We start from the raw sequence: 13,421 nt of genomic DNA on the forward strand, positions 1-13,421 counted from the left end.
CGCGCCTCCCTATGCCGTTTCTTTTTGAAACAGTTCCCTAAATACTGGGAAAATATCATCCACAGTACGAATGTTTTTCATGGCAAAGTTGTCGAATGCTTCTTCAAGTTTGAGATATTCATGCCATAAGGTTTGGTGGGTTCTTCTTGTTATTTCGATATAGGAGTAATACTGGCAGTCAGGTAAAATATTGTTCACGAGCAGCTCTTTACAGCGAGGGGAGTCATCTGCCCAATTATCCCCATCGGAAGCTTGTGCTGCATAGATGTTCCATTCATTGGTTGGGTATCTGTCTTTCACGATTTCATTCATTAATTTCAGTGCACTGGATACGATTGTGCCACCCGTTTCTTGGGAATAGAAAAACTCATGCTCATCGACTTCTTTTGCTTGAGTATGGTGACGTATGAAAACGACTTCGACACTCTCGTAAGTTCTTGTTAAAAAAAGATACAGCAGTACATAGAACCGTTTTGCGATGTCTTTAGTGGCTTGGTCCATAGACCCTGATACATCCATCAAACAAAACATGACCGCTTGGCTGGATGGAATGGGGCGCTTTTCGTAATTTTTGAAACGTAAATCAAAAGTATCAATAAACGGAACTCGCGCAATACGCTGGCGGAGCTCTAGGATTTCCTCTTGAAGTTTTTTCTCCTCCAAAGGCTGAGCGGGTTCATTGTTTTCGATGCGCGCTAACTCTTCTTCCAGTTCTGCCAGAAGGCGTTTTTTGCTCGCGGTTAATGCGGTTCTTCGCGCGAGTGATTGTTGAAGAGAGCGTACCACGCTGATGTTGGCTGGAATCCCTGCCGTTTGGAAGCCAGCGCGATGGGTTTTCCATTCTGTGATTTTATTGATTTGGTTTTTTTGAAGGTTAGGCAGCTCCAAGTCTTCAAATAGAATATCGAGATATTCGTCCTTTGAAATCTGAAAAACAAAGTCGTCTTGACCTTCGCCATCGGCACTTGCGTCGCCTTCACCAGAGCCACTTCCTTGCCCACCTTTAGGGCGCTCTATTTTGTCACCCGTTATGAACTGATCATTACCTGGGTGAACGCGCTCCCTGACGCCACCTTGTCCTTGATGAAAAATAGGCTCTTTGATGTCCTTGTGTGGAATCGATATGTCTTCACCGGTTTCTGTATTGGTGATAGATCGACGATTCACGGCATCGGCTACCGATTCCTTAATTTGCTCTTTATGGCGGCGTAAAAAGCGTTGTCTGTTGACGGTGCTCTTATTCTTGCCATTGAGCCTTCTGTCGATAAATTGCGCCATACGTTAACCCCTCTGAAACGTCAAAGTGTCGAACTGTGTGCCATGAATGACTGGCAGCACTTGCCAGCCTTCATATCTAAGACACTGGGTACTAAGAGGATTTACGCACTCGTAGGTACCATTCCGACAACAATCTAACTTGTTTCTTGGTGTAGCCTTTTTCCATCATACGAGCGACAAAGTCGTCGTGTTTTTTCTGATCATCCGTTGACGTTTTCGCATTGAAGGAAATGACAGGTAGCAGTTCTTCCGTATTTGAAAACATTTTCTTCTCGATGACCGTTCTGAGTTTTTCGTAGCTCGTCCAAACAGGGTTTTGCCCTTTATTGTTTGCGCGAGCGCGTAATACGAAGTTAACGATCTCGTTTCTGAAGTCTTTTGGATTACTAATGCCTGCCGTTTTCTCAATTTTTTCTAGCTCATTGTTAAGCGCAGCACGGTCGAATAGTTGCCCTGTTTCTGGATCGCGGTACTCCTGATCTTGAATCCAGAAATCGGCGTAGGTGACGTAACGGTCGAAAATGTTTTGACCGTACTCAGAGTAGGACTCAAGGTAAGCGGTTTGAATTTCTTTCCCGATAAACTCAACATATTTAGGCACTAAATAGCCTTTTAAGAACTCTAAGTAGCGTTCAGCCGTATCTTGAGGGAATTGCTCGCGTTCAACCTGTTGCTCAATGACATAGAAAAGATGAACAGGGTTTGCTGCCACTTCGGATTGATCAAAGTTGAATACGCGAGAAAGAATTTTGAATGCGAAACGAGTGGAAAGACCCGACATGCCCTCATCAACACCCGCGAAGTCTCGATACTCTTGGTAGCTTTTCGCTTTAGGATCGGTGTCTTTTAGAGTTTCACCGTCGTACACACGCATTTTCGAGAAAATGGATGAGTTGTCGGGATCTTTCATGCGGGAAAGAATGCTGAACTGAGCCAAAATGTCCAATGTGCTTGGAGAGCATGGTGCTTTCGACAGTTCACTGTGGTCCAGTAGTTTTTTGTAGATTTTAACTTCTTCCGAAACGCGTAAGCAGTAGGGCACTTTGACAATGTATACCCTATCTAGGAAGGCTTCGTTGTTCTTATTGTTGCGGAAGGTTTGCCACTCTGATTCGTTTGAGTGCGCTAAAATCATGCCATCGAATGGCAAGGCTGAAAGCCCTTCCGTACCGTTATAGTTACCTTCTTGCGTTGCAGTCAGCAATGGGTGCAGAACTTTAATGGGGGCTTTGAACATCTCTACAAATTCCATCAAGCCTTGGTTAGCTCGACACAATGCACCTGAATAACTGTACGCGTCGGGATCATCTTGTGAAAAGTGTTCAAGTTGACGGATATCGACTTTACCCACCAGTGATGAAATGTCTTGGTTGTTTTCATCGCCGGGTTCTGTTTTCGCAATCGCTGTTTGACCTAAAATCGACGGTCTTACTTTCACCACTTTAAATTTTGAGATGTCACCGCCAAACTCAGTGAGGCGTTTAGCTGCCCAAGGAGACATGATGGAGCGTAGGTAGCGCTTTTCGATGCCATAATCGCCTTTGAGCAAATCCCCATCTTCATTAACATCGAACAAACAAAACGGATGGTCATTGACTGGGCTTCGTTCACCGTTAGCCGAAAGGACGTATATTGGCATTTTTTCCATTAAGGCTTTTAATTTCTCTGCGAGTGATGATTTACCCCCCCCAACCGGACCCAAAAGGTACAGAATTTGTTTTCGTTCTTCTAGCCCTTGAGCGGCATGTTTCAAGTAAGACACGATTTGCTCTATCGCGTCTTCCATGCCATAGAAATCTTCAAAGGTTTTGTATCTGGATATCACGCGATTGGAGAAAATGCGGCTGAGTCTCGGATCTAATGCGGTGTCGATGACTTCAGGTTCTCCAATCGCCATTAATAGGCGCTCAGCTGCATTGGCGTAGGCGCTTTTGTCTTCACGACATAGCGATAAAAAGTCTTGTAGCGATAGTTCTTCGTCCTTGGCTGCTTCATAGCGAGCCTGGTAGTGGTCAAAAATGCTCATAGCGAATACCCCTCTAAGCCTGTCAAATCGACTAATTAACAGCGAAAATGTCACGTCCTTCACTAAATAAGGTTAGACCCAGATTTTGAATTCTGCTTATTAATTCGGTATTTATTTCGATTTTTTGAGAAAAAAGTATGAAGCAAGTAAGGGTTTGTATGAGTGTGCTAGAAGTGATTCAAACTGGCTGGAGTACTGTTCAGACTATAGTGGTAATGGGAAAGCACCACATTACAGTGGTGCTTTGATAAAAATATCAAATGATGTGAAAGAGTTAGGTGCAAAAAATAGTGCTAAGCGTTGAAGATTTGATGAAACTCGGCCGCAGAAAGGTGATATTGACGTGGGCAGCGTTTCCAAGATGCCAACATTCTGCGGTATTTTTCAAGCATTGGCATTTGCGCGTTGAAGTGATGATCACCTTTGTCGAATTGAGTATACAGCCCTTCCGAATCGACTAGAAAACGCACATAGTGGACAAGTTGTGCTTCACTTGCGATATCAAAACCTAAGAAATTGAGCCTACGCTGATCAACGTTTTCTCTTTCATCGTGGTCGAGCATTTTGTTCGATTCTTGCATCGCGTGATACATTTCCATTATGTCGAGGATTTCTCGACACTGCGTTTCATTCAAGCAGCCATAGTCTTTATTCAGCTCCAACATCTGTAGCTCATATCCACGTTCTACAATCGTTTGAAGACGTTGATACTTTTTGGCATTCTGCGGGTCCATCTGCGACATGAGGTAATATTGATTAGACAGAATGAGTCGTTGAGCGTTAGTCATTTCCATAGCATGGTCTCTTAAATTTTATTACTTAATCTACGAAACAGAGTAACAGTAAATATCTCTACCGAAACATGATCTCAACACATGTTTCATAAGGTTTGGTTGAGTAATGAGCGGATTTATTCGTGCTACTACTGCTACGGCTAATGCAAGCCTAGAGTTTTTCTTGTGAAGGTTATTTACTTGGAAAAAGGTAATGTCTATCTGAGAATACGCGTAACCATTCTGGTCGATACACGCAAAGTACCGCTAATGCCATTCCATTGATAAGACCTTCTGGGAATGCCATCAATGGGATTAGCATGAACAGATTCTCCATTACTGTGGTGAAGTCATACCAGTCCTGCCAAAGATAGTAGCTGCCTTTCAACAGAAGGTGAGTGCTTCCAACAAATATGGCATTGAAAAAGCCAGCGACGAAAATGAAAACGAAGATATTTTTGGGTAAATAATGGTAACTCAGAGTGAATATGAAATAGCTTAAGAGGATAGGAATGAAACCGGAAATCAATATCTGTGTGGGTAATTCGGTTAACGGCCACTGGTTGGAAAAGGCGAGTATCCCATAGACAGGTAAGGTAAGTACGCAGGCTACTCGCCAGCCGAACATCATGGTAAAAGTGGTGACACCAAGGAAGTGGATGTCTAAACCGCTTTTGACTCCGGCTTTGGTTTGCCAAAGAAAAAAGAGTATTGCTAAGGTAATGATAGTGAGATTCTGAAAAGACCGTTCGCTTAGAAATTTAGGAATGAACGCGTTTACGGTATCTGCCCAGCTTCGCTGTATGACAAGTGCGACGATGGCGAGACAAAGAAACTGAAATATCGACATTGGCTGATTCCTAGAGTGACAAATTTGGGGGCGGCTGTTGTTCCAAACGCTTTTAAATAACCTGAACTCGAAATAACAGGTTTAGCGCCGACCCTAAATACAACAAAGCCAGCGTTATGCTGGCTTTGTTTGCGAATGCTTGAAGCATAACGTCTCTATGAAAACTAGTATTTCACATTGTCGTTGTATTGTTCAAGTATTCCTTTGATCGTCTCCATCGTCTCTTTAGGTGGAGGGTTGACCCCCTCGAGTGGATAGTCGTGACCTAATGCTTCCCATTTATGAGCGCCTAATTTGTGGTACGGCAACAACTCCACTTTTTCGATGTTATCCATATCTTTAATGAAATCACCGAGCATGTGTGCGGCTTCTTCGTCGTCTGTATAACCAGGCACAACGACATATCGGAGCCAAGTTTTTTGCCCAATGTTATGAAGATAACGTGCGAAATCTAACGTACGTTTGTTTGAAACGCCAATAAGGTCTTGATGAATCTCATCTTTCATATGCTTGATATCGAGCATGACAAGATCCGAGGCTTCGAGCACCTGATCGACAACATCGGTATGCCTACGGATGTACCCATTAGTGTCTAAGCAAGTATGCATCCCTTCTTTTTGAGCTGCTCGGAAAAAATCACGTACAAATTCAGGTTGAAGCATGGCTTCACCTCCTGAACAGGTAACCCCCCCACCAGAAGCCCTCATGAAATGCCTATAGGATTTTGCTTCACTAATGATTTCATCTACGCTCACCACCTTGCCATCGTGAGTATCCCACGTGTCTCGGTTATGGCAATACTTACAGCGCATTAGACAGCCTTGGAGAAACACAATAAAGCGAATTCCCGGACCATCCACCGTGCCACAAGATTCGAAGGAATGAATACGACCAGTAGTAGACATGAGCTAATCTCTTAGGAATAAATTACTGTCATTTTATTACAAAATGACAGTGTGCCCTAGGAAAAACTGAGGTTATTTGGTCTGAAGATCAAAATTATCATTTCGTAAAATATCACCAATAGAAATGATAGCTGTTTACAATGATTTTCAATGATAAAGGTATAAAAAACATCAAAATATCCAAAACAAAGAAACGGAACCGTTAGCATGGAAACGTGCCTGATCCTCGTTAAAATCTGGCGTTTTTAAGGCATAAGTGAGCGATATCCCCACCTCTTTATAGTGTGCTAGAGCACCTAAAACTGCGGTGGACTGTAAGTGAGTTACAGAAACAGGTGGAACTTGCGGAGGACGCTTACCTGTAATGGTGATGTCATTAAAGCGGTATCGAGCTTCTAATCCAGTAAAAACGAACCATCCTGAGTGGTCATAATCTAAATGGAGCCGATGCGCTGGGTTGTCATATTGAATGTCGGCAGAACCAAAAGTATTGGTCAGTGCCGTACCCATCCGCCACATTACGCCACTGCCTAGTTCGGATCGAAAATTTCCTAATGCAATTCTGTTAATCCAGCTGACTTCGGATTCTTGAGATTCAAAATAACCAGCATTTCTATGAAGCAAGTTTTGTTGTGTGTACTTCAATTGGTAAACCCAAGGTTCTTCAATTTGGTATGCCCAGCCTTGAGGGCGAGCAGAGCCTATCAGGTCATGAACAAAAACTTGAGCTGAATCTGCTTGGGCATTTTTTCCCATTGTTCCGAGCATAACGTGAAAGGTTTGGTGCTTTTCGCTTGTTCTTGCGATCAAAGAACCACTAATGAAACTGATTCCAGAATAGGGGCGCTCATCCATCTTTGGCGTGGCGGATTCAATATCAATGGGAGTCCATAGTTTCTGTCCAAGGTTTAGATTCCAATAGTAGCGAGCATCCTCATCCCCAAAGCCGATAGAGCCCAAGTTATGGCTCTGTTCACGGGATCCGTTTGAATTCAATTCAGACAGGATACCTAGCTGAATACCACTGCTGTAATCTTCATCACTCCTTACAAGAGAATCGTTGTCCATGGTGAGTGATAGTTGCGTCTTAGCTTGCGTAGCCACGGTAAACAGCAGCGCAAAAGTAATGGGTAGCCAAACAGTCTTCATATCAATGTCGACTCCTACATGAATAAACTCAAAGTGTGCAATGTGAAACTTTTCGGATTTTTATGCAATAAATCAAGTAAGTGGATGGGAAAATCTTTTTGTAAAAAGAGACATGTGTTGAGTTTTTGCATATCTAATGATGAAATTATCATTAGCCAAATGTTAGAAAAATGTAAATTAAACTACAGTATCTTAAACTACAGTATCGTCGTATACCCGACAGTTTTTCCGAACAACACAAGTGCCAATATTTAATTGGTTGGTGTCAATTTCCCAAAAAGAGGAGGGAGTAATGACTAGTTTTGCGCTCTCACAAAAACAAAAAGTATGGATGTACCTAGCGGCATTGATGGTAGGTTTTGCTGGTTTGTTGGTGTTTATTTCGATAAAGATAGGCTCAGTAACGCAACAGTATCAAAATCAGGGGTTTATCCATGAAGGTGTTGCCGAAATCGGTCAAACTCAAATCAGTTTATTGGAGCTGGCCGCTCGCTTAAACAATATGACCGGAGAGCAGGTCGAAGAGATTAACTCAATGCTTAATGATATCTCTCAAAAGGCATCGAGGAAAAAGGCAATTTTAGCCGAAGTTGGGCTACACGATGGAGCGGAAAACTTCATTAAATCTATATCGGCATATCAAGACGCATTAGTTCCGTGGTTAGCGATCAGGCAAGAGATGGGGTTTAATGTTGATGACGGAAAGCTGGGTGATCTCAAGCAATTGGCCAGCACTATAGAGGCAAAAATTGCCGAAACTGGAATGGTGAGCATCAATTCTGATTTTCAGAATATGGTAAAAACCCAGCAAACTTATCTGTTACAACCCAACGAAGAGAACCTCAAATTCTTCAATCGCGCTTTGGCGATGTTTATCAATATGTCAAATTCATACGCCATGCTCGATCTTTATGAAAAGGAAGTGGAGTTATTTAAAGAGTACTCTGCCCGTGTCAGCGAATTGTCCGTTGAACTTGAGTCCGTAGAGCAATCACTCTTTCAAAGGCAGAGAGATGTGCAAGCGGTGGTAAGGCAATTAGGCGAGAAAATGAATGTGATCAGTGCGGAATTTGGGCAGGCAGCTCAACAGACCTCTTCTACGGTGCGATTTTCTACATTGGTTGCTTGTTTATTTCTAGCTCTGTTTACTCTATTTATTTTTGTATCGCAGAACATGTCTATATCACGAGCGTTGAAAAGGGTAACGGCGATATTAGAGCTTATCTCTAACGGGGACTTATCCCAAAGAATGCCCGTTTCAAGCAATAAGAATGATGAATTCAATCGTTTAGCACTTAACATTAACCAAGCCTGTGAAAATTTGGGTGAGTTGGTTAAAGGCGTACAGCACAGCAGTCATGCTCTAGCATCTAACGCAAATGAACTGAATTCCGGATTGGATGAATTGGTCGTAAGCCAGCATGATGTTGTAGGTCAAACTCAAGTATTGGCTTCAGCAACCGAAGAAGTAAGCGTGACTACGCAAGAAGTATCGAGCAGTTTGGATTTAGTCGTACAAGTGAGTGAAAAATCCAGCGACTCAGCTCAACAGGGCGCAACAGTCATTACCAGTGCTATTGATTCTATTGAGGATATTGGGAAAATTCTTGGGAGTGCCTCGACACACATAAAAGCATTGGAAGATGCTTCGGCGAAGGTCGATTCTGTAATGGATATTATTAATGGTATTGCGGAACAAACTAATTTGCTTGCGTTAAATGCGGCAATTGAAGCCGCTAGGGCAGGAGAGCAAGGAAGAGGTTTTGCTGTTGTGGCAGATGAAGTACGAAGCCTTGCGGTGAGAACCGTTGATGCCGTCGCAGAAATATCCGGTACGATCGAGACCATGAAAAAAGAGAGTGCAGAAGTGATCCAATATATTGGGCAGTCTGAAACGTCCATGCAGCAAGGCAGAGAAAAAGGTCACGAAGCGATGGAGGCGTTGAAGCTGATTACTGAACAAGTGTCAGAGGCAACCGAGCAAACCGAACGAATCTCATTGTCCATCAAAGAACTTGCTACCACGAGTCAATCTATGGCTGATAGCATGTCTCAAATATCATCCTCAATGAAAACGATAGAAGAAAACAACGCGCAGCTTAGAGAGGTAAGCAGCCGAGTAGATGAACGTTCTGATGTATTAATTAAAGAATGCAACCAATTTGCCGTTTAGGGAATTCGCAATTGGGGAGCTTAACGCCTTATTGACCATGATTTTTCTGGTTTAAGTGACTGTGACCCAAAAAAAGCCCCCGCATTTGCGGGGGCTGGTATTTTTTCACTCAGTGATTACAGAGATTCAGTGAAAGTACGAGCAATAACATCTTTCTGCTGCTCAGTCGTTAGAGAGTTGAAACGAACAGCATAACCCGATACACGGATTGTTAACTGAGGGTAATTCTCTGGGTGCTTAACCGCATCTTCTAATGTTTCGCGGTTAAGAACATTTACGTTTAAGTGCTGACCGCCTTCAATGCCGGCTTCATGATGGAAGTAACCATCCATTAGACCTGCAAGGTTAGCGCGCTGAGAGCTTTCTTCTTTACCAAGCGCATTTGGCACGATAGAGAACGTGTAAGAGATGCCATCTTTCGCATCAGCAAACGGCAGTTTACCTACAGATGTTAGAGAGGCGACTGCGCCTTTCTCATCGCGACCGTGCATTGGGTTTGCGCCTGGTGCAAAAGGAGCACCTGCTTTACGACCATCTGGCGTAGTCCCTGTCTTCTTGCCGTATACCACGTTTGAGGTAATGGTAAGGATAGACTGAGTCGGCACTGCGTTGCGGTAAGTCTTCAGCTTACGGATTTTACCCATGAAGCTAGAGACAAGCGCACAAGCCATGTCATCAACGCGAGCGTCGTTGTTACCAAATTTAGGGTAATCACCTTCGATCTCGAAGTCGATGGCTACACCGTCTTCATCACGCACAGGTTTAACTTTAGCGTGCTTAATTGCTGACAGAGAATCGGCAGCAACAGAAAGACCAGCGATACCACAAGCCATAGTACGGCGAACATCGCGATCATGAAGAGCCATCAAAGCGGCTTCATAGCTGTACTTGTCGTGCGAGTAGTGGATAGCGTTTAGCGCAGTCACGTATTGTTTAGCTAGCCAATCCATTAGGTTGTCTAGACCAGCCCACACTTTATCAAAGTCTAGGTATTCTTCGGTCATTGGCTCACTCTTCGGACCAACCTGCATCTTCAGTTTCTCATCAACACCACCGTTGATTACGTAAAGAAGTGTCTTAGCAAGGTTGGCACGAGCGCCAAAGAACTGCATGTGCTTACCAATGATCATTGGAGAAACACAACATGCGATAGCGTAATCATCGTTGTCGAAATCTGGACGCATAAGGTCGTCATTTTCGTACTGGATAGAAGAGGTATCGATAGATACCTTCGCACAGAACTTTTTGAAGCCGTCAGGTAGCTGCTCAGACCAAAGTACAGTGATGTTTGGCTCTGGAGAAGGCCCCATCGTGTACAGTGTGTTTAGGAAACGGAAGTTAGTACGTGTAACCAGCGTACGACCATCGACGCCCATACCACCCATAGATTCGGTCGCCCAGATAGGGTCGCCAGAGAATAGCTCATCGTACTCAGGGGTACGTAGGAAGCGAACCATACGCAGCTTCATTACGAAGTGGTCGATCATTTCCTGAGCTTGTTCTTCCGTGATGAGACCCGCTGCGATATCACGCTCAACGTAAACGTCTAGGAACGTAGAAGTACGACCCAGAGACATTGCGGCTCCGTTCTGAGATTTAACAGCAGCTAGGTAGCCAAAATAAGTCCACTGAATCGCTTCTTGAGCCGTTGTCGCAGGGCCAGAAATATCGAAGCCGTAGGAGGCTGCCATCTCTTTCATTTGACCTAGCGCGCGATGCTGCTCTTGAAGCTCTTCACGCAATTGCATCGTCATCTGTAGATCGTCGCCATCTTCTAGTTTCTCTTGAGTAGAGTGGAACTGGGCGACTTTGTCTTTCATTAGGAAGTCTACGCCGTATAGAGCGACACGACGGTAATCACCGATGATACGGCCACGACCATATGCATCTGGAAGACCAGTTAGAACACCCGATTTACGACATTTTAGGATGTCTGGAGAGTAAACATCAAAAACACCTTGGTTATGCGTTTTGCGGTACTCTGAGTAGATTTTAGAAACTTGTGGGTCAAGCGTACGACCGTATGCTTTACAAGAACCTTCGATCATACGCACACCACCATTAGGCATGATTGCGCGCTTAAGCGGAGCTTCTGTTTGGAGACCTACGATAGTCTCAAGATCTTTGTTGATGTAACCCGCATCGTGTGAAGTGATGGTAGAGATAACAGAAGTGTCGAAATCAACAGGAGCGTGAGTGCTGTTTTCTAGCTTAATGCCTTCCATTACTTTAGCCCAAAGCTGATTAGTCGCTTCAGTGCCTTCAGATACTAGGAAAGATTCGTCGCCTTCATATGGTGTATAGTTCTTCTGAATGAAATCACGAACGTTAACTTCGTTTTGCCAGTCACCTTCAGCAAAACCTTCCCAAGCTTTAGCAAATTGCTCTGCCATGACATACCTACCTTTTTAGTAGTAAAAAACCGTACTGTCTTCGCCGTTGAGTCAGCGATCCTTTTCTTAAGGAGCAGTACACTCTAATTAATAACAATATGAATAGTCTCTATTTTTTCTCGTGAAACCATGCATGTTGTCACTGGTTATTCTTTTCTAGTTACACATCCAGAAATTGAAGATTCTGCTGACTTCGTTTCTTAGATTAGGTTAAAAAAAATTTGAAAACCTTAAACTAAATCAATAAAAATCAAAAAAAGTTAATAAAAAGTGGGTAGCAAAGCTTGCTACCCACAAAATATTTGAATTTATAACCAAGCTTTAAGCCCATACTGGCTTTCTAGCATACCAACGGCAAGCATAGCAACTAGACATATAATGAGTACACCACCAGGGATCACAACTCTGTCGATAAAAGAAAGTTTTTTTGAGCGTTCTTTGTCACCAATAAGCCCGTTGTTATCTAGCAACATGGTGATCGCCCATGCGAGAACAGGGTTAACAACCGCGCTACCAAAAATACAGATACCTGCCGCTTGTGAATCTTTGGTGTCTTTGACCATTTGCATGCCTGCTTCAAGAAGTGGAAGGAATACACCAACTAACAATGCGACTCGCATAACGGGGGGCCATACAGCAACATCCATTGGGAAGCCAAGAATAGCAACGATAATACACAACGAGCCGAGCAAGATAGCACCAGCAGGGATTGGTCGTTTAGCAATGGCGGCTGGGATCATGTACGTACCCCAAGAAGAAGTGATGTTTCCGCCACCGACTGCTGTACCTACCATTTGGCGAATTGAACACATCGTCATGGTGTCATCGACATCCATCAGCACTTTATTCGTCCGTTTTGGGTAGTTCAGTTCTTGGAAAATTCGGTGTCCTAGGAAATCGGGTGACCACATCGCAACCGCTAGAATGGCGAAAGGTAGCGAAGCAATGAAATGCTGTAGGGTAGGTAAACCTAATTGCCAACCTGTTTCTGTGCTTCCCCACCAATATACAGGATTCAGATTAGGTAAGCCCATTTCCGTTTCAAATTTAAGGTCAAAACTCGCGCCTAAGGCTAACGCAATCACCAAGCCAACAGCGGCACATACAGGTATCGCTAACCAACGCATGTTAATTTTGGCAAGAAACGCGTAAATAACGATGGTAACGGCTAGCACAACTAAGCCAACGTAGCCCATGCTGCCAGCCGCGACCTCTGCCGATTGCAAACCCGTCGCCCAACTTTGAATTGAGCCAATTTGGCTCATGGTTCCAGTAAAACCAAGAAATATGAGCAACCCTCCGGCGGTGCCTTGCGAGGTGAGGTTAACCAGTTTTGACCCCCCCTTGAAGTAACTGAGAAGGAGACCAAAGACACCGAGAAGAATAGCGAGAGCAAGAGGGTGGGCACCGGCAAGAGCAATCGTACCGATTAGCGGAATCATTGGACCATGGTTGCCAGCTAAGTTTGCCCTAGGGTTGATAAACCCCGAGGCCAGAATACAAAAAAGAAGAGCAGGAATGAGCATTTCTACTCGTGCAACTTCAATGGCAAACTCTTTACCGAGATTAACATGGTCCCAAGCAGCAGTAAGACCATCTGCCCACGACATCATTACAGCCGAGTACATCGCGATAATGCCAATGGTGCCAGCTAACGCAGGGACAAGATCCTCAAGTTCAAAGCGGAAGTCGCGACCAGGTAGGTTCAAACCATAGCGGCGAGGTTTCATGATTTGAAGTTCGTGATCTAGGTAGTCGGAGCGGCTGTTGAATTCTGAAGCTGGTCTATGCAGTTCGCTATAGCTTTTTTCATCTATCGCATCTGAGTTGTCTTTTTGGACGGCGTCGGACATAGAATCCTCGTTTTCTTAAAG

Annotated in this window: 9 protein-coding genes; 1 reads left to right on the forward strand and 8 read right to left on the reverse strand. The window is 44.0% G+C overall.

The features are described from left to right. Positions 1-9: 9 nt before the first annotated feature. From HC752_RS06240 to HC752_RS06265, 6 genes are all read right to left on the reverse strand, one after another. Positions 10-1,278, reverse strand: coding sequence for a YeaH/YhbH family protein (locus HC752_RS06240; protein WP_190334274.1), 1,269 nt, complete (start codon positions 1,276-1,278; stop codon positions 10-12). Between the two features lie 91 nt (positions 1,279-1,369). Continuing rightward, positions 1,370-3,304 carry a PrkA family serine protein kinase gene (locus tag HC752_RS06245; RefSeq protein ID WP_190334275.1) on the reverse strand — a complete coding sequence of 645 codons (1,935 nt, stop codon included), beginning with the start codon at positions 3,302-3,304 and terminating at the stop codon, positions 1,370-1,372. A gap of 293 nt (positions 3,305-3,597) precedes the next feature. Continuing rightward, the gene (locus HC752_RS06250) at positions 3,598-4,098 is read right to left on the reverse strand and encodes a YfbU family protein (protein WP_190334276.1); all 501 of its coding nucleotides are present in this window, start codon (positions 4,096-4,098) and stop codon (positions 3,598-3,600) included. 172 nt (positions 4,099-4,270) lie between these two features. Continuing rightward, positions 4,271-4,927: an energy-coupling factor ABC transporter permease gene (locus tag HC752_RS06255; RefSeq protein WP_190334277.1), complete on the reverse strand. Its 657-nt coding sequence runs from the start codon at positions 4,925-4,927 to the stop codon at positions 4,271-4,273. Between the two features lie 164 nt (positions 4,928-5,091). Next, positions 5,092-5,832 carry a pyruvate formate lyase 1-activating protein gene (gene pflA, locus HC752_RS06260; RefSeq protein WP_190334278.1) on the reverse strand — a complete coding sequence of 247 codons (741 nt, stop codon included), beginning with the start codon at positions 5,830-5,832 and terminating at the stop codon, positions 5,092-5,094. Positions 5,833-6,003: 171 nt separating this feature from the next. Beyond that, the gene (locus HC752_RS06265) at positions 6,004-6,981 is read right to left on the reverse strand and encodes a lipid A deacylase LpxR family protein (protein WP_190334279.1); all 978 of its coding nucleotides are present in this window, start codon (positions 6,979-6,981) and stop codon (positions 6,004-6,006) included. A 292-nt stretch (positions 6,982-7,273) separates the two neighbouring features. Between HC752_RS06265 and HC752_RS06270 the strand changes: the two genes are divergently transcribed. After that, complete coding sequence (locus tag HC752_RS06270) at positions 7,274-9,154, forward strand: methyl-accepting chemotaxis protein (protein ID WP_190334280.1); 1,881 nt, start codon at positions 7,274-7,276, stop codon at positions 9,152-9,154. 116 nt (positions 9,155-9,270) lie between these two features. Here the strand turns inward: HC752_RS06270 and pflB are convergent, their stop codons facing one another. Both pflB and HC752_RS06280 read right to left on the reverse strand, forming a co-directional pair. Further along, a complete protein-coding gene (gene pflB / locus HC752_RS06275) occupies positions 9,271-11,547 on the reverse strand; it encodes a formate C-acetyltransferase (RefSeq protein WP_190334281.1) in 2,277 nt (758 codons plus the stop codon). Between the two features lie 308 nt (positions 11,548-11,855). Then, positions 11,856-13,400: a DUF3360 family protein gene (locus HC752_RS06280; protein ID WP_190334282.1), complete on the reverse strand. Its 1,545-nt coding sequence runs from the start codon at positions 13,398-13,400 to the stop codon at positions 11,856-11,858. Positions 13,401-13,421 lie beyond the last annotated feature (21 nt).

This window comes from Vibrio sp. S9_S30 (assembly GCF_014694455.1).
GTDB lineage: Bacteria > Pseudomonadota > Gammaproteobacteria > Enterobacterales > Vibrionaceae > Vibrio.

Coding starts and splice junctions, on each gene's coding strand:
- HC752_RS06240 (WP_190334274.1), bottom strand. CDS start 1,278: ATGGCGCAATTTATCGACAGAAGGCTCAATGGCAAGAATAAGAGCACC.
- HC752_RS06245 (WP_190334275.1), bottom strand. CDS start 3,304: ATGAGCATTTTTGACCACTACCAGGCTCGCTATGAAGCAGCCAAGGAC.
- HC752_RS06250 (WP_190334276.1), bottom strand. CDS start 4,098: ATGGAAATGACTAACGCTCAACGACTCATTCTGTCTAATCAATATTAC.
- HC752_RS06255 (WP_190334277.1), bottom strand. CDS start 4,927: ATGTCGATATTTCAGTTTCTTTGTCTCGCCATCGTCGCACTTGTCATA.
- pflA (WP_190334278.1), bottom strand. CDS start 5,832: ATGTCTACTACTGGTCGTATTCATTCCTTCGAATCTTGTGGCACGGTG.
- HC752_RS06265 (WP_190334279.1), bottom strand. CDS start 6,981: ATGAAGACTGTTTGGCTACCCATTACTTTTGCGCTGCTGTTTACCGTG.
- HC752_RS06270 (WP_190334280.1), top strand. CDS start 7,274: ATGACTAGTTTTGCGCTCTCACAAAAACAAAAAGTATGGATGTACCTA.
- pflB (WP_190334281.1), bottom strand. CDS start 11,547: ATGGCAGAGCAATTTGCTAAAGCTTGGGAAGGTTTTGCTGAAGGTGAC.
- HC752_RS06280 (WP_190334282.1), bottom strand. CDS start 13,400: ATGTCCGACGCCGTCCAAAAAGACAACTCAGATGCGATAGATGAAAAA.